Origin of the sequence: Nocardia sp. CA-128927 (assembly GCF_050955855.1) — a bacterium.
Taxonomy (GTDB): Bacteria; Actinomycetota; Actinomycetes; order Mycobacteriales; family Mycobacteriaceae; genus Nocardia.
The window spans coordinates 10,204,531-10,225,731 of sequence record NZ_CP192087.1; the positions used below are offsets into that span (position 1 = coordinate 10,204,531).

Sequence of the window (21,201 nt, forward strand, 5' to 3'; positions counted from 1 at the left end):
CGAGCTTCGGCAAACCATTGGTGCTCGTGACCTGCGCGCACCGACCATTACCAATAGCACCACAACTTCGGTCCGCGTGGCGGGAAACACGCCATAACGACGATTGATGATCCGTCATGGAATGTAAGGCGGCTTGGCGGCAATCGTTTCGGCTCGCGACAGGTTGGGGTGCGCCATGTTTCACGGTTCTCGTGCCGAAAGGTGCTGTCCTGCCGCATTGCCTGGCTTCCTGTCGCGCGGGCTACGCAGCAGCGCACCGACCGGTCAGTGTCGCAATGCTCGGCGATAGTCCGCCGGGGTTGCGCCCGTCGCCGCGCGGAGATGGGTTCGCAACGCGGTCACGCTGCCGAACCCCGACTGTGCCGCGACCACTTCGATTGGCAGGTCGGTGGTTTCGAGCAGTTCGCGGGCCCGCACGGTGTGCTGCGCGTCGAGCCAGCGCCGCGGCGTGGTGCCGACCTCGGCCTTGAAATGCCGGATGAACGTGCGCTCGCTCATCAGCGCGTGCGCGGCCAGCGCCGAAACATCCGGCGCCGCAGCAGGGTTCTGTACCGCCCAGGACATTGTCGCGGCCAGGCCACCGTGGAAGCCGCTGCCTGCCAGGGCATCCGGAATGTATTGCGCTTGGCCACCCGCGCGATGCGGTGGGGTCACGTTCCACCGCGCCAATTCGGCCGCCGGGCTCGCGCCCAATTCGCTGCGCGCTATGTGCAGGCATAGATCCAGACCGGCCGATAGGCCCGCCGAGGTGAGTACGTCACCGTCGTCCACATATAGCGCGGTCGGATCCAGCTTTACGGCGGGGAACAGGTCGGCAAACTCGTCGCAATAGGCCCAGTGCGTCGTGGCGGGTCGATCGTCCAATAGACCGGCCCGCGCGAGAACGAACGCACCGACGCAAATGCTCACCATGGTCGCGCCCCGAGCCGCCGCGGCACGCAGTGCCGCGAGTGCCTCCTCCGGTGGCGGCAACGTCGGCAATGCGATGCCGGGCACGACCACGATGTCGGCGGTGGCCAACGCCTCCAACCCATGCTCGACCCGCAGATCGAACCCGTTCGGCGTCCATACCGGCCCCGGCCGCAGCCCACAGGTCTCCATCTGGAACCCCATCGGTTCCCCGAACTTCCCCGGGCCATGCCGAAATACTTGGACGGCACAGGCGAGGTCGTACGTCATAACCCCGTCCAGAGCGAGGGCGACCACCTGCTTCATCCAACCAGTTTGGCACGAATCCAAGCCTCACTGTCATCCCTGCCACTCGCCATCCACCGCCCACACACGCTTGACTGAACCCGATTCACGAGCGAGCGAGAGGAACCCGGGATGACCACGCCGACCGGCATCGATTGGGACTGGGCCACCCGAACAGGCGGCACCCTGTCGAACAAACAACGCCGACAACTCATGACCACCGTCACCCGCGCCCTCCCCGCCCTGCTCGCCGACCGAGCCCGCCTCGCCGCCGGCCACCGCGGCGCGGGCCGCCTCGACTTCGCGGGCCTCCGCCTCCCCGACTCATCCCTCGCCCGAGCAGCGGAAGCCGAAGCGCACGAGTCACTCTCACCCCACGTGCTCGGCCATTCCTACCGCACCTACTACTTCGGCCGAGTCCTCGCCGAACTGGACGGCGCCCCCTACGACGACGAACTCGTCTACATCTCCTGCCTACTGCACGACCTGCAACTCGAACACCCCACCCCCGCACGCTGTTTCGCGGTAACCGGCGCAGAACGCGCCGTCGACTTCGTATCCCGCGCCGGAGCCACCCCCACCCAAGTCCAAGCAATAGGCCACGCCATCGCCACCCACATCACCCCCGGCAACGGCAAAAACCTGAGCGACCCAGGCCGCTTCATCTACGCAGGCGCCTCAGTCGACGTAATCGGCAGCCGCCTCGCCGAACTCGACCCGACCTGGGTCGAAGACCTACTGAACCGCCACCCCCGCCACAACTTCACCAAGCACATGATCACGGCCCTCACCAACGAATCCAAAGCCGTCCCCCAAGGCCGAACCCGCTGGCTGAACACCCGCACCGGACTGCTCCAACTGATCCGCTACGCGCCATTCTCCGAATAGCCTCTCCCACTCCAGGGAATCAGTTCACCTTCGTGGAGTAGCAGATCTGGAGCTCCGAATTCCAATCCGCGAAGCCGTGCCATGGGCTCGGGTCATCGACCAGATCCGGCGGGGCTGCCCCTATCCCACTTACGACACCTTCATAGAACGACGCACAACGACCCGATATCAGGTCCGGGACAGTCAACGGATTCCACTCGATTTCGGCCGGTGCCACTTCCGCATCAGCCGAGAACAGCAGAGATTGGATCTCCATGCCGTCAGCCTACCTCCGACTATGCAGCCTCCGTCGTCGCTGACGGTGCCGCAAGCCCTACTGCGGTGACAGGCGGTCGATGCCGCCACGCCAAGGGAGTTCGTCCTCGAAACCACACGCCGCTACAGCAGAAAGCCCTGCATCCCACAATGCGATCAAGATACGCCGAGTTACGGCGATCATTTCTTCCGCATCAATTGACTCCTGCGCCTCTATCTCAACCAGCGATGGCCAGAATATGAACTCAACTGAATCGCCTCTGACCTCTGGATTTCTCAGGACATCTACAGTCGCAGTAGGCAATGTCAGGCTTCGGATTTCGAATCTTCCGCCCAGCAGGCCTGCGATCAATTTCATCAGAACCGACGGTTCTGCATTCCGCACAAATATCTTGCAGAACCGATCTTCTTCAGCCAACTCCGAGGACATCGAAAAGTCCGTCACACAACCCTCCGCTCGAGTCGCACCGTCGACCGGCGCAACGAATACTCAGAACCTCGGACAGGAACAGCTCAGTTACCCGAGGAACGATAGAGGGCAGTACATCTCGTGCGGCATCCACCCACGGAAGCAAGATGCAGCGAGTGGCACATGGTTTCGGCTTGCGCCGAGGAGCCCTCTCCACCATGTGCCACTCGCCAGTGCCCAAAGTTGGCCGTAGGCACACGGGTCGTATATCCGGTGGGCGGTTGTTCAAACGGTGGGTCTGGAAAGACTGGGTGGCAGTGGTATTCGCGCTGCGGGCGGTGAACGGTAGCGACGTGATCGGCGGGAATGGTTGCCGCGCAAACGAAACCGCCCGCACCGTTGGAAACGGTGCGGGCGGTTGACGTTTCGAGTGGATCAGCCGAGGCGTTCCTTCAGGGCCTCGAACTCGTCGCGAACTCCCGAGGGGAGCTTGTCGCCGACGAATTCGAACCATTCCTCGATCAGCGGGATCTCCTTGCGCCATTCGGCGGCGTCGACCTTGAGGGCCTCGTCGACGTCGTCGGGGTCGACCTTGAGACCGTCGAGGTCGAGGTTGGCGGCGACGGGGACGTTGCCGACGGCAGTGGCGGTGGCCTCGGCGGTGCCTTCGACGCGGCCGACGATCCACTCCAGCACGCGGGAGTTCTCACCGAAGCCGGGCCACAGGAAGCGGCCGTCGGCGCCGCGACGGAACCAGTTGACGTAGAAGATCTTCGGCAACTTGGTGGCGTCGGCGTTCTTGCCGAGGTTGATCCAGTGGTTCAGGTAGTCACCGACGTGGTAGCCCATGAACGGGATCATCGCCATCGGGTCGCGGCGCACGGTGCCGACCTTGCCCTCGGCCGCGGCGGTCTGCTCGGACGACAGGGTGGCACCCATGAAAACGCCGTGCTGCCAGTCGAAGGACTCGGTGACCAGCGGGATGGTGGTCTTGCGGCGGCCGCCGAACAGGATCGCCGAGATCGGCACGCCTTGCGGGTCGTCCCACTCCGGAGCCAGCGTCGGGCACTGCGACATCGGCGTGCAGTAGCGCGAGTTCGGGTGGGCGGCAAGGGTTTCGGTCTCCCGGAGGAACCAGTCGTTGCCCTTCCAGTCGATCAGATGATCGGGCTCGCCTTCCAGGCCCTCCCACCACACGTCGTTGTTGTCGGTCTGCGCGACGTTGGTGTAGACGGTGTTGCCCGCCTCCATGGTGGCCATGGCGTTCGGGTTGGAGCTGTGGTTGGTGCCGGGCGCGACGCCGAAGAAGCCGTACTCCGGGTTCACCGCGTAGAGCTGACCGTCCTTGCCGAAGCGCATCCAGGCGATGTCGTCGCCGAGGGTTTCGGCGCGCCAGCCGGGCACGGTCGGCTGGATCATCGCGAGGTTGGTCTTGCCGCAGGCGCTCGGGAACGCGGCGGCGATGTAGTAGGCCTTGTTCTCGGGGGAGATCAGCTTGAGGATCAGCATGTGCTCGGCCAGCCAGCCCTCGTCGTGCGCCATGGCCGAGGCGATGCGCAGCGAGTAGCACTTCTTGCCGAGCAGGGCGTTGCCGCCGTAGCCGGAGCCGTAGCTCCAGATCTCGCGGTCCTCCGGGAAGTGGGTGATGTACTTTGTGTCGTTGCACGGCCACGGCACGTCGGCCTGGCCCTCGGCCAGCGGGGCGCCGACGGAGTGCAGCGCCTTCACGAACGGGCGGTCGGTGCCGAGCTTCTCCAGCGCGGCCTTGCCCATCCTGGTCATCACGCGCATCGAGACCACGACGTACTCGGAGTCGGTGATCTCCACGCCGAGCTTGGGGTCCTCGGCACCGAGCGGGCCCATGCAGAACGGCACCACGAACAGGGTGCGGCCCTTCATCGAGCCGCGGTACAGCTCGGTCATGGTGGCGCGCATCTCGGCGGGGTCGACCCAGTTGTTGGTCGGGCCTGCGTCGGCTTCGCTCTTGGAACAGATGTAGGTGCGTGACTCCACCCGAGCCACGTCGGACGGATCGGAGAGCGCGAGGAAGGAATTCGGCTTCTTCTTCGGGTCGAGCTGCTTGAAGGTGCCCGCCGCGACGAGCTGAGCGGTCAGTCGGTCCCATTCTTCGTCGGAACCGTCCGCCCAGACCACCCGATCTGGCTGAGTGAGTTCGGCGACTTCCTGTACCCAGGCGAGTAGTTCGCTGTGCTCGGTCGGCGGTTTACCGTCGGATCCACGAAGACCAGGAATGGTCGCTGAGGTCATGAAAACTCTCCTGAGATGGGCGGTCCCTACGGTGTGTCTCCGCCTGGGCTGACCGTTTCGAGCGACCTGCGAGCAGTCACTACGGGACGGCCCTAGCCAGCGCGAACCAACACCGAGCGCCACCATTGGCGGGAAGGCACCCGCTACGACCAGTCGAAAGCGCGCCCCGGCTGGACGGCGGACGAGGACTTAGCGGACGCCCAAGTTCCTGATTAGAGGTTAACGCCCTGTGACGACCGGTACTGAATCGGGTTCGTCACTATGTACCCATTCTTAAGAGTTAATCAACCCGTGATCCAACGATCGAGGATCGCGATATCGCGTTCGCACGCCGCAAGTTGCCCGGGTTGTTCGGTTACGGCGCGCCGTAAACGGGCCTCGAGTTCGGCCACTCTGCGATCGGTGTCCACCATACGAGTCGTACTCACTTGAACAACCCGATCGGCCAGCACCGTCTCGGTTTCCACCAGCGCGGTCGCGACCCGCTGCTCGAGCTGGGCTTTTACGTTGATCAGCGCGTCCGAGACCCACTGCCGCACGTGCGCGCGATCGGCGAGCTGCCCGCGCGCCCGCACCACCCAGCCCGCCGCGCCCGCACCGAGCAGCAGGGTCACCGGCACGCTCGCGAAATCCAGCGCGGGCACCAGCGAAAGTGGCGAAACCAACAGCCTGCCGAGGCCGACACCGGCCGACGCGCCGAGCGCGATCATCAGGTGATCTTCGACACCACGGTGCCGCGGATCGGGGTCCGGGCCGACCCGTGGCGCGGGGTCGCGACGGCGCGAAGGCAGGCCCTGGCCGGGCGCGACGACGTGCGCGGCGAGTTCGGCCAGGCGCTGGTCGATGGCCAGGTCGACCGCGCCGGTCAGTTCGGTGGCGGCGTGCTGCAGCCGCTCGGGGTAGGTGCCGAGTTCGCTGCGGCGCATGCGGTCGAGGTCGGCGCGGGTCGCGGTGTGCAGCGCCCTGATCCGGGCACCCACCTCGGTCATCAGGTCGACCCGGGCCAGATGCAACTGGCCGCGCAGGGTGGACATGGCGGTGGCCCGGCCGCCGTCGCGACCCGCGAGCAGCACCGCCCGCTCCTCGCGCAGCTTGGCCGTCTCCGCTCCGGAATGCAACGCGGTCACCTGCTCGGCGACCCGCTGCCTGGTGTCGGTGAGCACGCGCGCGGTCACCGCCGCGAGCCTGCCACCGCCCTCGGCTTCCGCGCCGAGCGCGGCCGCGGCCAACGCCGCGTGCAGTGCGCCGACGCCGGATCGATCCATCAGTCCCGCGTCGCCCGCGGTGCGCGCCGCCGCCGCGAGCCGCGCGGAGACCGGCACGATATCCAGCTCCACCGCACCTTGCGCGGCCAACAGTTCCAGGTCGCGCGCCCGCACCGAGCGCCAATCCTGGTATGCGTGAATGCCGTTCATGGCGAGCAGGATGCGGGTGCCGTCCGAGCGCAGGCGGTGCACGATGCGCAGGGTGTCGGCGCCGATCGTGGTCCCGGCGTCCAGCAGGATCAGCGCGACCGGCGACGGCGCCGTGCCCGATGGCGACGTGCTCTCCACGACCGCGCTCGCGTCGGCCACCGGATCCGCGAGATTGATGAGCGGTTCGAACCGGGCCAGCTCGGTGCGCAGCAGCGTGGTGTTGGCGTCGGCGGGCCCGATCAGCGTCACCGCACCGGCCGAGCCCGCCCCCTGCACAGCCCGCAGCAACGCGATCCCCTGCGGATTCCATCGTGCGACAACGGCTTCCACCTCGGGTGGTGGACTGACGGAGCGATCGGCGGGGTCGGGCTCGATGGGCTCGTCGGCGGGCAACTCCAGCGGTTGGTCGGCCCCGACGGGCGGGCCGGATGGGGGTTCAGAGCCCGGCACTGCTCATCCGTTCCCATAGTCGGATGTACCCGTTGTGTACGCGCAGCGCGGCACGCCGTGCGGTGGGCGGCATGTCGCTGGAGACGACGGCACGCCAACGGGCGGCACGGGCCATCGCGTCGTCGGCGTCGGCCGGCGCCGGTGCGGGATAACCTGCCGCGAGGTGGGCGACCGCCGGGTGCGCCAACCCCGCGCACAGCCCGAGCCAGCGGGCATCGTCACCGAAGAGATAGGCCTCCAAGACGTCTCGGGCCGTGCTGCCTTCCTCGGGCACCGCTCTGGCGGCCAGCCGGGTGAGTTCGTCGAGGAGTTCGCCACCGCGCAGCGCGGAGACCTGCTCGTAGCGGCGGTGCAGCAGGCGGTGCAGCGCGTCGATTCCGCTTGCGGCGTGCAGGATTTGCAGCAACGTCTGCGGGGCGAGCTCCGGATCGTGGCCGAGCGCGGCGAGCGCGCAGCTCACGCCGTACAGGTCCCAGCGCTGTAACAGTTCTTCGCGAGCGGCCAGGTCGGGACCGGGTGCGACGAACAGGTCCGGCGAAAGCGTCAGCGCGGCATCGGCGTTCGCGGCCAGCCTGCGCAACGGGACCAGGTCGACGTCGGTCATCGCGCCCGCCCTGGTGCGCATGGCGAGCGAGCCGACCACCGGAAGCACGGCGGTGCCGATCTCCCTGCCGTATTGCTCGGCGGCGGCGACCGCGTCGCCCCAGCGGCCGCCGATCGCGTCGGCCTTGTTCAACACCACGATGGTGCGCTCCGGCGGCAGCGCGGCCAGCACGCGGCGATCCGCGGGCGACGGCGCGGCGGACAGCACATAGACGACGATGTCCGCGTCGAGCTCCGGATCGGGCATGTCCGGCTCGTCGACCGGACCGGTCTCCACGGCCGACATCAGCGCGAGCGCCTGCAGCACCGTCGTCCGACCGGAATGCGCGCGGCCCATCACCTGGATGCGCGGCGGGGTGCGCCAGGCACTGACGGCATTGCCCGCCGCGTAGCCGATCTGCTTGTCCCGCCCCGTGCCGAATCGCAGGTCGGCCAGGAGCCGGTCGAGCTGGTCGTGTTCGCGCGCGGGCACGCCGCGTTCCCGCATCGGCCCGTCGGACTCGGTGGCTGTCGGCATGTTGGACCCCCTTTACGGTGCGCAATTCTTGCAGAAGACGCGGCGCAGGAGGCGACGACCGCTCAGGTACCGCTGAAGTATTTGTTGACGGTGCGGACGGCCCAGTTCGGCGCGTACTTGGCGGCGGCCGCCAGGACCTTTGCCTGCGCGCCGATCTCGTAGTGCACCTTGGGCAGCCTGCCGCGCTTGCGGGTGGCATCCCAGATGCCCGCCGCGACGTCCTCGGCGGTCAGTCGCACGCCGAGCGACTTGGTTGTTCCGGTTTGCACCCCGTCGACCATCGCGGTGTCCACGAACAACGGCCAGATCGCGATCACCCGGATGTCGTGGTGCTCCCATTCGAGATCCAATGCCTCCGTGAGGCTCTTGACCGCGGCCTTGCTGGCGCCGTAGCTGGCGAGTTCGGGCTGACCGTAGATCGCCGACGCCGAGCACAGGTTCACTACCTGAGCGCCAGGAGTGTCACGCAGGTAGCTGAACGCGGCGTGCGTGCCGATGAGCACACCACCGAGGTTGATATCGATGATCGCCTGATGGGCGGGCAGGTCGATGCCTTCGAACGGGCCCGCGCGCAGAATGCCCGCGTTGTTGATCAGAATGTCCAGCTGACCGGCGTCGGCGTGGAATTCGGCGAGCCGCTCGGCCCACTGGGTGGCATTCGTCACATCGAGTACCGCGGTGTGCACGCTGCCACCCTGACCGGTGATGTCTGCTGCGAGCCTGGTCAGGCCGACTTCATCGATGTCGAAAGCACCGACGTAGTACCCCTGCGCAGCGAAAAGCAGGGCCGTCGCCCGGCCGATTCCGGCCGCGGCACCGGTGATGAACACTGACGGTCTGCCCATACCGCGCAGTCTAGTGCGGTAAGACATGGCCGACCGGGCTTCCCAGAGCCGCTACCGGTCATTTACCCTGCATTCAAGTGGTCGGCGCCATAGTTGGTGCGCAACTTCGCTTTTCGAACGCGGCAAACCGACCCGAGAAGCTCTCTTGCGAGCCGCGAATGCGCGAGGCCGCACCGACGAGGAGGTCGCGATGACAGCTGATGTCATCGGCACTGCCGATACGGAGCCCGCCCTAGCGGACCGGAAACCGCTGTTGCCGAGCAACGATCCGTTCCACCGACCGCCCAAGGAGTTCGCGGCCAAGCCGCCCGGCACCATCCTGCGCAGCCGCAAGATCGAGCTCGCCCTGTTCGGCGTTGTGCCGCAACAGGTCTCGGCCTGGCAACTGCTCTACCGCAGCTGCGATATGCACGGCACACCCGAGGCGGCGATCACCACCGTGCTGCTGCCGCTGGACGCCGACCCGCGAGAAGACCGGCCGTTATTGGCCTTTCAGACCGCGATGGACGCGGTCACCGAGAAATGTTCGCCTTCTTACGCATTGCGCTACGGCGCCCGCGCGCTCGGCTCGGTCACCCAGTTCGAGTGGCTGCTCGTCGCGAACGCGCTGCGCCGCGGCTGGGCGGTGAGCATCGCCGATCACGAGGGCCCGCGCGGAAACTTCGGTGCGCCACGCGAACCCGGCTATCGCGCGCTCGACGGGGTGCGGGCGGCGCAGCGGTTCACCCCGCTCGGCCTCGGCCCGCACACGCCCGTCGCGGTGTGGGGCTACTCCGGCGGCGGCATGGCCAGCGCGTGGATGGTCGAGATGGCACCGACCTACGCGCCGGAACTCGATATCGTCGGCGCGGTGCTCGGCGCCCCGGTCGGCGATCCGGGCCAGGTCTTCGCCCGGTTGAACGGCACCAGCTACGCGGGCCTGCCTGCCATCGTGATCGCCGCGCTGCGCAGGCTGTATCCCGTGCTCGGCGCGATGCTGCAGAACGAACTCACTCTGGACGGCCGCCGTTTCGTCGCCCGCGCGGAGCACGCGACCCCGTTCGGCGCCATCTTCGGCCTCGCCAACAAGCGGATGGACGACTACCTGAGCCGCCCGCTCGACGAGGTGATCGCGACGCCGGAATTCCAGGCCATGTTCGACGATCTGCGCCTGGGCAATTCGACGCCGACCTGCCCGCTGCTCGTGGTGCAGCCGATCCACGACCAGGTCATCCACATGGATGGCATCGACGGTCAGGTCGAACGCTACCGGCGCGGCGGCGCGCACGTCACCTACGTGCGCGACCGGCTGAGCGAACACTTCTCGCTGTTGCCGCTGGCCACCCCGATCAGCCTCGAATGGCTGGCGGACCGGCTGGCCGGGCAACCGGTGAGCGACGAAGGCGACCACACCGTGTGGTCGGTCGTCGCATCGCTGACCGGGGCCCGCGGCCTCTACGAGATGATGGTGACCGCGGCCAAGGTCGCGCTGGGCCGCCCGCTCCGGCAGGAGAGTGCGCCCGCGGCCAGGATCGACCGCGCACGCGCCGCCTGACCTCCCACTGGACGGCAACACACAGTCGATTGCCGCACCCCTCCTCCGATGCTGGACAATGGACGCCGTGAACGACGCCGCGAACAATACTGCCGAGTCAGTTCCGGGCCCGCCGTCCACAGGTTCGGCCCAGAATGACCACGAGCCCCGGAACAAGACCGGCTCCCGCCTGTACCCACGCGTAACCAGCTTCCGGTCGCGCCGAGGCGCGCTGACCGCGACACAGCAGCAATCGTGGGCCCGAATGTGGCCGACGATCGGCCGCGAGGTCGCCGACGAACGACTGGACGCCGCCGCCTGGTTCGGCCGCGAAGCACCGCTGGTCGTCGAAATCGGCTGTGGCACCGGCACTGCCACCGCGGCGATGGCACAGGCCGAACCGCACCTGAATCTGATCGGCATCGAGGTGTACCGGCCCGGCCTCGCGCAATTGGTGCAGCGCATCGAACGCGAACAGATCGACAACATCCGGCTGCTGCGCGGCGACGCGGTCGATGTGCTGGAAAACATGATTGCTGCCGAATCGCTAACCGGCGTCCGAGTCTTCTTTCCGGATCCGTGGCCGAAGGCGCGGCATCACAAACGGCGCCTGCTGCAGCCCGCGACTTTCGCGTTGATCGCCAATCGACTAAAACCGGGCGGTGTGTTGCATGTCGCGACAGACCACGCTGACTATGCCGAACACATTGCCTCGGTAGGCGCGGAAGAACCGCTGCTCAAAGCCCTGAATGAAGCCGCGGGCGGAGTCAGTGCGGAGCATCGGGACAGTGCGCCGATCGGTTTCGAAAGGCCTGTCACGAAATTCGAAGGCAAGGCACATCGTGCCGGTAGCGCCATTACTGAGCTCATATGGGGGAAGATTGAATTATGAGCGAGCGTAGCGAGCGAACGATTAGCTCAGCCGTCCTGACGGTCATGACGGAGCCGAGCGTCAGCGAGGTGGAGTCATGAGCGTCTCTGAGATGGCCCACGAGGTGGTCGATGTTGCCGGGGAGGTGCAGGGAACCGGATCGGAAGGTCTGGGTGGCGCAACGCCGGACGTGCGCCGGGTCCTGCTGGTGTGGGACGCCCCGAACCTCGACATGGGTCTCGGTGCCATCCTGGGTGGACGACCCACCGCGGCCTACCGCCCCCGGTTCGACGCGCTCGGCCGCTGGCTGCTGGCCCGCACGGCCGAGCTGTCGGTCGGCAACGTGCACCGGGTCGAACCCGAAGCCACCGTCTTCACCAACATCGCGCCGGGCACGGCCGATGTGGTGCGGCCGTGGGTGGAGGCGCTGCGCAACGTCGGCTACGCCGTGTTCGCGAAGCCGAAGATCGACGAGGACTCCGATGTCGACGCGGACATGCTCGCGCACATCGAACTGCGCAGCCGCGGTGCCGGACTGGCCGGCATCATGGTCGCCTCGGCCGACGGCCAGGCGTTCCGGGAACCGCTCGAGGAACTCGCCGCCAGCGGAATACCGTGTCAGGTACTCGGCTTCCGCGAGCATGCGAGTTGGGCCGTAACTTCCGATACCCTCGAATTCATCGATCTCGAGGACATCCCGGGCGTGTTCCGTGAACCGCTGCCCAGGGTCAGCCTCGACTCGCTGCCCGATGAGGGCGCCTGGCTGCAGCCGTTCCGGCCGCTCACGGCGCTGCTCACCTCTCGCCCAGCGCAAGGAGCCGCTTAAGTGTTCACACGCTGGGGCGATCTGGTCTTCAAGCTGCGCTTCGGCGTCATCGGTATCGTCGCGGCCGCGCTGTTGGCGCTGGGCGGATACGGCCTTGGTTTGGGAGACCACCTCAGCTCCAGCGGGTGGGATGATCCGACGTCGGAATCCTCGCGGGGCGCGCAGATCGCGGACGCCGCCTTCGGGCGCGATCACAACAGCGACGTCATCGTGCTGTACACCGCGCCCGAGGGTAAGACGATCGATGATCCGGCCTTCAAGCAGAAGATCGTCGACAGCCTCAACAGCCTGCCGCGCGAACATCCGGAGATCAGCAAGATCAACGGTGCGTACTGGCCGACCGAGACCGGTCAGACGTCGCCGCTGACGTTCGGTTCGAAGGACAAGAAGTACACCTTCGCGTCGATCGCCATCAAGGGCGACAACGACACCGAGATGCTGAACAACTTCCGGAAGGTGAAGGATGTCTTCACCATTCCGGGAGTCGACGTGCAGGTCGCCGGTCTGCAGGCGGTGGCGGGCACGCTGAACGACACCATGGCCGAGGACCAGCACCGGATGGAGATCCTGGCCATCCCCGCGGTCGCGGTGTTGCTGTTCTTCATCTTCGGTGGCCTGGTCGCCGCCGGCCTGCCGCTGATCGTCGGTGGTCTCACGGTGATCGGCGCACAGGGCATCGTGCTGTTCATCACCAGATTCACCGAGGTGAATTCGTTCGTCGCGCCGGTTGTTTCGATGATCGGTCTCGGTCTGGCGATCGACTACGGCCTGTTCATCGTGAGCAGATTCCGCGAGGAACTCGCCGAGGGATACAGCACCCCCGCCGCAGTGCGCCGGTCGGTGATGACCGCGGGCCGCACCGTCGTGTTCTCCGCGACCATGATCATCGCCAGCCTCGGCGGCATGCTGCTGTTCCCGCAGGGCTTCCTGAAATCGATCGCCTACGGGTCCATCGCCACGGTCTCGCTGGCGGCGCTCACCTCGATCACCATCCTGCCCGCGATGCTCGGCGTGCTCGGGCCGCGGGTGGACATGTTCGGGTTCAAGCGATTCCGCAAGACCAAGACCGCCGACGAGGTGGAGAACGGTTTCTGGGGCAAGTCCACCCGCTGGGTGATGCAGCATCCGCTCAAGATCGCGATCCCGATCTGCATCCTGCTGCTGCTGTTGATCATTCCGGTCAAGAACCTGGCGTTCGGCGGCATCAACGAGCGGTATCTGCCGCCGGACAACACGACTCGGCTCGCGCAGGCGAAGTTCGACTCGATCTTCCCGTTGCGTAAATCCGATCCGATCCAGCTGGTGTTCGTCTCCGACGACAGCAACAAGGTCGGCAAGGCGTGGACCGCGGCCAAGCAGGCGCCCGGCCTCACCGGCACCTTCGACGTGCCGTCGCGCTCCAATTCCAACAACCAGGTCTATCGCACCAGCGCGACCCTCGCCGACTCCGAGGACGCCGACCCGACCATCGACTATCTGCGCTCGATCGACGTGCCCGATGGCGTAGCCATGTACGTCGGCGGGCAGCCGGTGATCCAGAAGGACAGCATCGACGCGCTGCTGGACCGGATGCCGTGGATGATCGGCCTGGTCCTGTTGGTCACCACGCTGCTGATGTTCCTGACCTTCGGCTCGCTGGTGCTGCCGATCAAGGCCGCGCTGATGAGCGCGCTCGGATTGGGTTCCACGCTCGGCATTTTGACGTGGATCTTCGTCGACGGGCACGGCGCCGGGCTGCTGAACTTCACGCCACAGCCGATCATGTCGCCGGTGCTGGTGCTGATCATCGCGGTGATCTACGGTCTGTCCACCGACTACGAGGTCTTCCTGCTGTCCCGAATGGTGGAGGCGCGCACGCAAGGCGCGTCGACCACCGAGGCGGTCCGCATCGGCACCGCACAGACCGGCCGCATCATCACCGCAGCGGCGCTGATCCTGCTCGTGGTGACCGGCGCGTTCGCGTTCTCCGATCTGGTGATGATGCAGTACCTCGCGTACGGCATGATCGCCGCGCTGTTCATCGACGCCACCATTCTGCGCATGCTGCTGGTGCCCGCAACCATGAAGCTGCTCGGCGACGACTGCTGGTGGGCGCCCGCCTGGATGAAGAAGATCCAGCAGAAGATCGGGCTCGGCGAGCCGATCCTGGACGACGAGCGTCCCGGCGGCGGCGAGGTCGTCGACCTGGTCAAGACGACCCCCATCACCGACCCGGTCACCATGCAGATCCCCGCCATCAACGACGGTAATCGCCCGCCGCGCAAGCCGCGCCGCCCGCGCACGGTGGAGGAGATCGAAGCCGAGGCGCCCACCCGGCGGCTCGACAAGGTGCCGCCCGCCGCCCCCAAGGCGCCGACGACTCCGGCGCCCGCGCCGCTCGATCCGATTCGGCAGCGGCCGACGCCGCCGTCGGGTTTCGTGTCGGACCCGAACCTGCCGCGTCCGGCCGGTCCTGCGGCGGGCGCGCCGAATGCCCAGCCGCCCATACCTTTCCCGGCGGTCCCGCACGATCCCACCGGGCCGCGGCCTGCCCCGCCCGCGCTGCCGTTCGACATCGGCACCATTCGGACCGATGCGTCCTCGGGATCTTCGTTCTCGGCGTTCGAGTCGCCCGCGGCTTACGAACCGCCCGCGGCGCCGACCTACGAACCGCCCGCTCCGCCGACGGTTTCCGGCGACGGCGGCAGACGTCCCGAGGCCAAGTTCGAGCCGACGCAGCCGACGCCGGCACTGGCACCCTTGGATCCGCCGGCGTACACCGAATTCATCGCGCCGCGGCAGGACAACCCAGCGCCTGCCGAGCGGACCACGCATCACGCCGCACCGGAGCCGACTCCTGCGGAATCCGCCAGCACCGAAACCGGCGAGTACAACCGCAACAGCATCGAAGACTGGATGGCCGGACTCCGCTCATCCCGCCGCTCCGGCAAGCCCGATGAGGGCCGCCATCACGGTGGCGACGAGCGGACGGTCAGCGTCAACGAGTTGCTGCGTCGGCGCGACCGGGAGTAACTCGCCGGGTCAGTGACTCGGTGCTTCGCCCGCTTCTCGGGAGTTCGCGCAACCCGGTTCCGCGGCACCACCGCGACGCGGAACGCAGCGAGTGGATTGTCTACGCCCTGGCTCATGGCAAGTCCGCCGAGCAGCTCGAGGACGTCCGCACGGCCACCATCGCCGACTGGTATCTGGGCGACGAGCAGTGAGTTGGTCTGATCTCCGCCGTACCGAGAATGTTGTGACAGGCTGTCGCCCGTTCGACCTTCTTACCTGAATCCCCTTCTCATGCAACTGAATACGAGGTTCCCATGGCATTCGGAATCGCCACCGTGACCGGCATCCCGGCCGCGCTGACCTATCACATCCCCGGTTTCGTCCGGATCGACGAGATGCGCCAGCTCAACGGCCGTGACGGTGAGTGTGAGTTCACCTTCGTCTACGACGACACCAAGCTGCACGAGATATCCGAGGTGCTCATCAGTTCCGACTACTACCCGGAACGCCCGCCGATCGTCCTAGACCATCGGCTCGGCACCGTACACCTCACCGACGGAGCCCGGTGGTATGTGTACTGGTACGCCCGCCCCGTGCCGCCGGAATACGACGGGGTCAGCCTGATGGTGGTTGCCGACAAGCTGGACCGCCTGAACTTCTACGTTCCCGGATTCCTGCGCATCGACCAGTTCCGGCAGCTCGAAGACGATCGCCTCGAGCTGCACGTCATCTATGACCCGAAGCGCACCAGCGAGATTCACCACCTCGAGTTCAAGAACGGGGGCAACGATCCCGACCCGACTCCGTCCCCGACGACGCTGGGCATCGTGTACCCCCGCCGCTACGGCAGCTGGTACTACCTGCGCTACGAGGACACCCTCGTCGCGCCCGCCGCGGCGACGAACTGACCCTGTAGAGATCGCGCACCTGGACGGGGGGCTGGTCGGCGTGCGGGACTCCAAGAACCCGACCGGCCCCGCGCTTGTCTTCACCCCCGGCGCATGGGACGCCTTCACCGCTGGCGTGGTCGACGGCCAGTTCAGGCGTCCGCAGTAACCGCACCAGCAACGCGCAAGCCACGTACCGCCGGGAACACCACCAGTACGGCGCTTCTTGCTGGATACCTGCCGTCGTAATTCCTCTGAGCTGCGGTTTTAAGTATGCGAATGGTCGACATTCGCCTCGGCGAAGGCTCGCGCGTACCTGGTGCCCACGACGAGGAGTAGGACACCGACGGCCAGGAAGGCGGCGACGCGCACCAGTCCGTCCAGGGTGGCGAGGTCGAACAGGAACAGCTTGACCAAAGCCGCTGCGGTGAGCAGCAATCCGGAGCCGAGGGCGAGTTTGGCCACCGAGCCGGCCTTGCCGATATTGCGCAGTCCGTAGAACAGTGCGGCGGTGGCGCCCGCCATCCACAAGATGGTCGCCGCGCTGTGGCCGATGACGAAGCCGTCGTCCGCACCGGTCGCGACGCCGATCGAAACCGTCGCGGCGGTAACCGAATACAGCCCGGCGATGCTCGCCGCGATCCACTGCAACTCGGCGGTGCTCTGCAGGCCCGGCAGTCTGCGCGCGCACCACACCGCCACCGCGACGACCGCGAGGGCGAGTACCGCGCCGAGCACCGTCGAGATGCTCAGGTTATCGGCCGAACGCTGCTGGGAGGCAAGGACTTCCGGCCCGGCGACGTTCAGGAACGCGAACGCGCCGAGTGTCGCGAACGCCGCACCGATACCGGCGGTCACGCCGGACCGTCGTTGCCCGGCCACACCCAGGTAGCCCAGGGCCACCAGGAACCACGCGGTCGGCAAGGTGCGCGGATCGGTCACCGCGACACAGACCTCGAGCAGCGCGATCGATCCCGCGACGGCGGCGACTACCGCCGTGTGACTCGGAATCTCTGCTACCGCAGCCAATTTCGACACAAGGGCCGTTCCGGCAACAGCCAGCAACACGGCCGCGAAGATTCCCGCGATCGTCGACGCGACAGGTCGATCGAGCTGATACATCCCCGGCGCGGCCAGCAGCGGCACCGTCGCCAGCGCAAGCATCAGCGACGCGGTGATGTCGGCGGGCCGGTGCCGGACCACCAACACGGTCCCGATCAGCCCCACCATTGCCACGGCCACCGCGGCGACAAGCAGCAGCGCCCTGTCACCTGCCGAAGGACCGCCGAGGATCGCACCCGCGACGAACAGGAAGGTGGCAAGCACCGCGGGCAACGTCCGCACCACATGCAGATACGGCCAGTCCCGCACCAATTGCACCGGCACACAGGCCAACTGCAACACGACCAGGAACGCCAGCAGCGCCAACTCTGTCGTCAACACCGGCGACAACACCGCCGCACCGACCACAACAAGCACCGCCAACGGCTGCGACTGCCACCGCATCGCCAACGCGACACCGATGGCAGCGACACCGAACGCCACCGCGAACCCGATCACCGGATGCAACCAGTGGTAACTCGCGGTCACCGCAACAACATCCAGATAGGCACCCGCAATACCGGTGGCCGCCAACGCGATCCCGCCGACCCGGCCACCGACCCGCCCGAACACCCGCATCCCGGCCGCCACCAGCCCCGTCGAGAACACCGCGCCCGCAACAACTCTCGGCACCGGCCCGAAGAACCCCGCCTGCGCGGCAAGCACCAACAGCATCACCACACCGATCAAGGTGACCGCGACACCCGCCACCGCGAGCAGCCGACTGATCACCCCGTCCCGCTGCCACCACGGGGTTTGCGGAACCGACGGCCCCTTACGCGGCGGAGGCGGCGGCCGCATCCCCGGCGGCAGCATCGGCGCACCCATCGGTGGTACCGGTCCACGCGACGGCATCGGCGCAGCGTTCGGCGGCATCACCGCACCCTGCGCGCCCCAACCGGACACCGCGGGAGCAGGAGCGAACCGCGGCACATAAACGGGAGGCACCGCCGAACCCGGCGCAACCGCACCGGGCGGAACCTGATGCCCCGGCCACGGTGCCTGACCCGACGGACCCGCCACCGGCGGCATCGGAACCCGAGCCCCTTCGGACGGAGCAGCACCCACCCCTTCCGCCGAAACTCCCTGCGCCCCAGCCGAACCCCCCACAACCTGCCCCCGCAACAACTCCAAATCCCGCCCAAGCGCCCCCATCTGCGCCCCCAACGCAGAAAACTCCCCCGAGATGCGCGAAATCAACGCCGGATCGATAGATGTGCTCATACCCCAATGCTGTCCGCCCCGCCCATTCCGAGCATGAGTAATTACCCCCGACAGACCCCCGATATCTACCCGACTTTCCAGGCGAAGGCACCGGAACGCCGACCGACCCCCACCCCGGTGAGGCGGGTGGGGGCCGGTCGCGGCGGGTGGTCAGGGGGTGCTGGTTTGCAGGGTGGTTACCTGGTGGACGGCGTTGATTACGGCCAGGCGTGGGGGCATGCGGAGGGCGCCGGGGGCCGGTTCGCCTGCCCAGTGCCAGCCGAGGGTGGAGTCGGTGGCGGGGAGCAGGATGTGGTGGCCGCCGGGGACGATGGTGACCTGGTGGCCGGCCAGGCAGCGGCGGATGGGGACCTCGACGGGGCGGGCCGGGGTCGGCGGGGTGACCAGGAAGGTCCAGTTGCGTGCGCCGGGGTCGGCGATCACGGGGGCGGCGTACGTGCGGTCCAGCGTGGCAAGGACTTTGCGGCCCAGGTCGGGCGGCATCACGATGGCGCCGAGGATAGAGCCGGTGGTGACCATCGGGCGGCCGGCCAGCAGTTGTACCGGGAGGCCGTACAGGTCGCGGAGCAGATGTGCGATATCGAGGGGAGAATGACAGCGCTCGAACATGGTTTTACCCTTCGGCGAGAACAGCGGACCGGATCGCGGACGTCGTCGTTCGGCGTAGCGGGCCGTGCTGTTCGCGCACGCGCTGCAGGTGGCGTGCGGTGACACCGCGGTAGGTGGGTAATGCCGCGCGACGGCAGAACGGTCGCGCGCTGCGGTGGTGGTGCGTGGCGTGTGCGGCGGGCCCCAGCGCGCGCTCAGCGCGCCCGGCCTGCACGGAGGTGTTCGGCATCGTGTTCATTTGCCGCCGCCCTTTGCTATCAAAGTTGCAGAAAGGCAACGGTATTCCATCCAGCAGTCAACTAGTCGTACGTAATGTCCCACTTTGGTCGAGTGCAATGACTTAGCGTCGTACCCTGAAACGTAGATGTAACAAAAGGAATTGGGTACATGGACGATTCGTCGATCGGCGTTCGCATCCGAATGTTCCGCGGCAAGGCGCTCACCCAGCGCCAGCTCGCGGATCAGGCCGGAGTCAGCGTCGACCTGGTGCGCAAACTCGAGCAGGGCGGCCGCCAGACCGCCTCGATCGCCAGCCTGCAGAAGCTGGCCCGCGCCCTGGATGTGGACATCGCCGACCTGATCGGTAAACGCGCGGGTGTGCCGTCCAGCGACCCCGATTCGGGCATCGTCGCCATCCGCCGCGCGCTGACCCCGGTCGACGACCTGCTCGGCGAGACGAACGAGGAAGCCGCGATCAGCCTCGACGACGGTCGCCGCGCCGTCGATTACGCGTGGGGCGCGTACTGGGTCGGCCGCTACGAACTGCTCACCTCGATCCTGCCGTCGGGGCTCACCCAGCTGCGCGCCACTGTCCATGCCGCGCGCAACGGCTCGGTCGCGGTCGCGAATGAGCTGCTGGCACGGATGTATTGGGTCACCGGCTGCACGCTGGTGCACCTCGGCCAGACCGATCCGGCGTTCCTGGCGATCCGGCAGGCGCTCACGGCGGCGGAGGAGGGCAACGACCCGCTGCTGCTCGGCACCATCCGCGGCTCGGTCGCCTGGCAGTTGCTGGTGCAGGGTCGCTACGACGAATCGCGTCGCGTCGCGCTGCGGGCGGCGGCGAGTTTGGAGCCGTCCGGCGAAGTCACCGCAGCGCACCTGTCCGCGTATGGCTCGCTGGTCTTGCAGGGCGCGACCGCCGCGGGCCGGGCGCAGGATGTACCCGACGCGTTGTCGCTGGTCGAAGCGGCGAGCGAGGTCGCGCTGCGCATCGGCAGTGACCGCCGCGATTACGAAACCTATTTCGGCCCTTCCCAAGTCGTCATGCAGACGGTCGACGTCAACGTGTCTTCCGAGCGCTACCCCGAGGCATTGGCCGCCGCGAAGGCGATGCCCGCCCACGGCGGTCTCCCGCAGTCCTCACGCGCCCGCCATCTCACCGACACCGCCGTCGCCCTGACCCGTACCGGCCAGCACCAGCGCGCACTCGACACGCTGCTCACCGCGGAACGGGTCGGCGGCCAGGACTGGCTCAAATACCAATCCCTGCCTCGCCACATCGTTTCCGAACTACTCGACCACGACCGCCGAGTCCCATTGCGCGCCTTCGCCCGTCGTATCGGCGTCAACACCTGAACCGAACTACTACGTCCCGGGACGTGCCGCTGCCGAGTGAGAGTTGGTCAGCACCAACCTGTTCCGTCAGTGACCCATCATCCGGCGCCAGTGCGCCATGAAGGTGTGCTTGGCAGTGATCGAACCGAAGCGGATGCTCCCGCGGACCACGAGGTGCAAGGGACCGAATGGCGGACCGGTGCGCACCTTGTTGTTCACACTGGAGCCGATCAGGTTGACGTCGTTGAGATCGACGGTCGCCTCGGCGGGCACGATCAGGGTGAGCGAACTGCAGTAGTCGTCGACGTTCAGTTCGACCACCTGGGTCGACATGACCGCCTCGGTGAAATCCAGGGTCACACCCGAGAGCCAGCTGTTGAGTTGCAGCGACGGCGCGACATGCCACGGTCCACGCCGGTTCACACCGGACAGGCGGGAGCGAATCACGCCGCCCGGCGCGTTCTGCGGGCCGAGCGGGGCCGGAGCCGGACGGTGCTTCACGAACGACGGCGCGGTGTTCACGAAGGTCGACGGCGGCGCGGCGGGCTGACCGACCAGGCGGACGCCGGGCAGATCGATCAGCACGGCATTCAACTCACCGCGAGTCTTCGCGGCCAGCGCCGTGTCCATCCGCTCGGTGAATTCACCGAGCGAGAGCATGCCGAGGCCGACGGCTCGCTGTAGCAGCTGGCCGACGTGCTCGCGCTCGACGTCGGATACGCGTAGATCCCGGTCGCCTATCGCGTCTCCGGAGCCGACGCCAGTGGATTCTGATTCG

At 67.1% G+C, this 21,201-nt stretch carries 20 protein-coding genes; 9 read left to right on the forward strand and 11 right to left on the reverse strand.

The window, feature by feature from the left end:
- Positions 1-264 precede the first annotated feature (264 nt).
- The gene (locus tag ACQPW1_RS47330) at positions 265-1,215 is read right to left on the reverse strand and encodes a GlxA family transcriptional regulator (protein WP_433660460.1); all 951 of its coding nucleotides are present in this window, start codon (positions 1,213-1,215) and stop codon (positions 265-267) included.
- Positions 1,216-1,326: 111 nt separating this feature from the next.
- Between ACQPW1_RS47330 and ACQPW1_RS47335 the strand changes: the two genes are divergently transcribed.
- Complete coding sequence (locus tag ACQPW1_RS47335; RefSeq protein ID WP_433660461.1) at positions 1,327-2,082, forward strand: HD domain-containing protein; 756 nt, start codon at positions 1,327-1,329, stop codon at positions 2,080-2,082.
- 19 nt (positions 2,083-2,101) lie between these two features.
- On the opposite strand, the gene ACQPW1_RS47340 is transcribed toward ACQPW1_RS47335, so the two are convergent.
- From ACQPW1_RS47340 to ACQPW1_RS47365, 6 genes are all read right to left on the reverse strand, one after another.
- Positions 2,102-2,338, reverse strand: coding sequence for a hypothetical protein (locus ACQPW1_RS47340; protein ID WP_433660462.1), 237 nt, complete (start codon positions 2,336-2,338; stop codon positions 2,102-2,104).
- 57 nt (positions 2,339-2,395) lie between these two features.
- Positions 2,396-2,782 carry a hypothetical protein gene (locus ACQPW1_RS47345; RefSeq protein ID WP_433660463.1) on the reverse strand — a complete coding sequence of 129 codons (387 nt, stop codon included), beginning with the start codon at positions 2,780-2,782 and terminating at the stop codon, positions 2,396-2,398.
- Between the two features lie 399 nt (positions 2,783-3,181).
- Positions 3,182-5,014 carry a phosphoenolpyruvate carboxykinase (GTP) gene (locus tag ACQPW1_RS47350; RefSeq protein ID WP_433660464.1) on the reverse strand — a complete coding sequence of 611 codons (1,833 nt, stop codon included), beginning with the start codon at positions 5,012-5,014 and terminating at the stop codon, positions 3,182-3,184.
- Between the two features lie 284 nt (positions 5,015-5,298).
- Entirely contained in the window at positions 5,299-6,879 is a 1,581-nt protein-coding gene (locus ACQPW1_RS47355; RefSeq protein WP_433660465.1) for a hypothetical protein, read from the reverse strand.
- Positions 6,866-7,999 (reverse strand): hypothetical protein, encoded by a 1,134-nt coding sequence (locus ACQPW1_RS47360; RefSeq protein WP_433660466.1) that lies wholly within the window; start codon positions 7,997-7,999, stop codon positions 6,866-6,868. The genes ACQPW1_RS47355 and ACQPW1_RS47360 overlap by 14 nt, the downstream gene beginning before the upstream one ends.
- 62 nt (positions 8,000-8,061) lie before the next feature.
- On the reverse strand, positions 8,062-8,844 hold the full coding sequence (locus tag ACQPW1_RS47365; RefSeq protein ID WP_433660467.1) for an SDR family oxidoreductase: 783 nt from the start codon (positions 8,842-8,844) through the stop codon (positions 8,062-8,064).
- Positions 8,845-9,034: 190 nt separating this feature from the next.
- Here ACQPW1_RS47365 and ACQPW1_RS47370 point away from each other — a divergent pair, with 190 nt between their 5' ends.
- From ACQPW1_RS47370 to ACQPW1_RS47400, 7 genes are all read left to right on the forward strand, one after another.
- Positions 9,035-10,378: a lipase family protein gene (locus ACQPW1_RS47370; RefSeq protein WP_433660468.1), complete on the forward strand. Its 1,344-nt coding sequence runs from the start codon at positions 9,035-9,037 to the stop codon at positions 10,376-10,378.
- A gap of 58 nt (positions 10,379-10,436) precedes the next feature.
- Positions 10,437-11,249: a tRNA (guanosine(46)-N7)-methyltransferase TrmB gene (gene trmB, locus ACQPW1_RS47375; RefSeq protein ID WP_433660469.1), complete on the forward strand. Its 813-nt coding sequence runs from the start codon at positions 10,437-10,439 to the stop codon at positions 11,247-11,249.
- 76 nt (positions 11,250-11,325) lie between these two features.
- On the forward strand, positions 11,326-12,054 hold the full coding sequence (locus ACQPW1_RS47380) for an NYN domain-containing protein (RefSeq protein WP_433660470.1): 729 nt from the start codon (positions 11,326-11,328) through the stop codon (positions 12,052-12,054).
- The gene (locus ACQPW1_RS47385) at positions 12,055-15,066 is read left to right on the forward strand and encodes an MMPL family transporter (RefSeq protein ID WP_433660471.1); all 3,012 of its coding nucleotides are present in this window, start codon (positions 12,055-12,057) and stop codon (positions 15,064-15,066) included.
- A gap of 20 nt (positions 15,067-15,086) precedes the next feature.
- Positions 15,087-15,257 carry a hypothetical protein gene (locus ACQPW1_RS47390; protein ID WP_433660472.1) on the forward strand — a complete coding sequence of 57 codons (171 nt, stop codon included), beginning with the start codon at positions 15,087-15,089 and terminating at the stop codon, positions 15,255-15,257.
- A gap of 102 nt (positions 15,258-15,359) precedes the next feature.
- Positions 15,360-15,953: a hypothetical protein gene (locus ACQPW1_RS47395; protein ID WP_433660473.1), complete on the forward strand. Its 594-nt coding sequence runs from the start codon at positions 15,360-15,362 to the stop codon at positions 15,951-15,953.
- A gap of 10 nt (positions 15,954-15,963) precedes the next feature.
- Entirely contained in the window at positions 15,964-16,101 is a 138-nt protein-coding gene (locus tag ACQPW1_RS47400) for a DUF397 domain-containing protein (RefSeq protein ID WP_433665550.1), read from the forward strand.
- 98 nt (positions 16,102-16,199) lie between these two features.
- Here the strand turns inward: ACQPW1_RS47400 and ACQPW1_RS47405 are convergent, their stop codons facing one another.
- The 3 genes from ACQPW1_RS47405 to ACQPW1_RS47415 form a co-directional block, all read right to left on the reverse strand.
- Positions 16,200-18,257 (reverse strand): DUF2339 domain-containing protein, encoded by a 2,058-nt coding sequence (locus tag ACQPW1_RS47405; protein ID WP_433660474.1) that lies wholly within the window; start codon positions 18,255-18,257, stop codon positions 16,200-16,202.
- A 150-nt stretch (positions 18,258-18,407) separates the two neighbouring features.
- Positions 18,408-18,866: a hypothetical protein gene (locus ACQPW1_RS47410; protein ID WP_433660475.1), complete on the reverse strand. Its 459-nt coding sequence runs from the start codon at positions 18,864-18,866 to the stop codon at positions 18,408-18,410.
- A gap of 4 nt (positions 18,867-18,870) precedes the next feature.
- Positions 18,871-19,104, reverse strand: coding sequence for a hypothetical protein (locus tag ACQPW1_RS47415; protein WP_433660476.1), 234 nt, complete (start codon positions 19,102-19,104; stop codon positions 18,871-18,873).
- 149 nt (positions 19,105-19,253) lie between these two features.
- Here ACQPW1_RS47415 and ACQPW1_RS47420 point away from each other — a divergent pair, with 149 nt between their 5' ends.
- A complete protein-coding gene (locus ACQPW1_RS47420; protein WP_433660477.1) occupies positions 19,254-20,444 on the forward strand; it encodes a helix-turn-helix domain-containing protein in 1,191 nt (396 codons plus the stop codon).
- A 66-nt stretch (positions 20,445-20,510) separates the two neighbouring features.
- Here ACQPW1_RS47420 and ACQPW1_RS47425 read toward each other — a convergent pair whose 3' ends face one another.
- Positions 20,511-21,164, reverse strand: coding sequence for a DUF1707 SHOCT-like domain-containing protein (locus ACQPW1_RS47425; protein ID WP_433665551.1), 654 nt, complete (start codon positions 21,162-21,164; stop codon positions 20,511-20,513).
- Between the last annotated feature and the right edge of the window lie 37 nt (positions 21,165-21,201).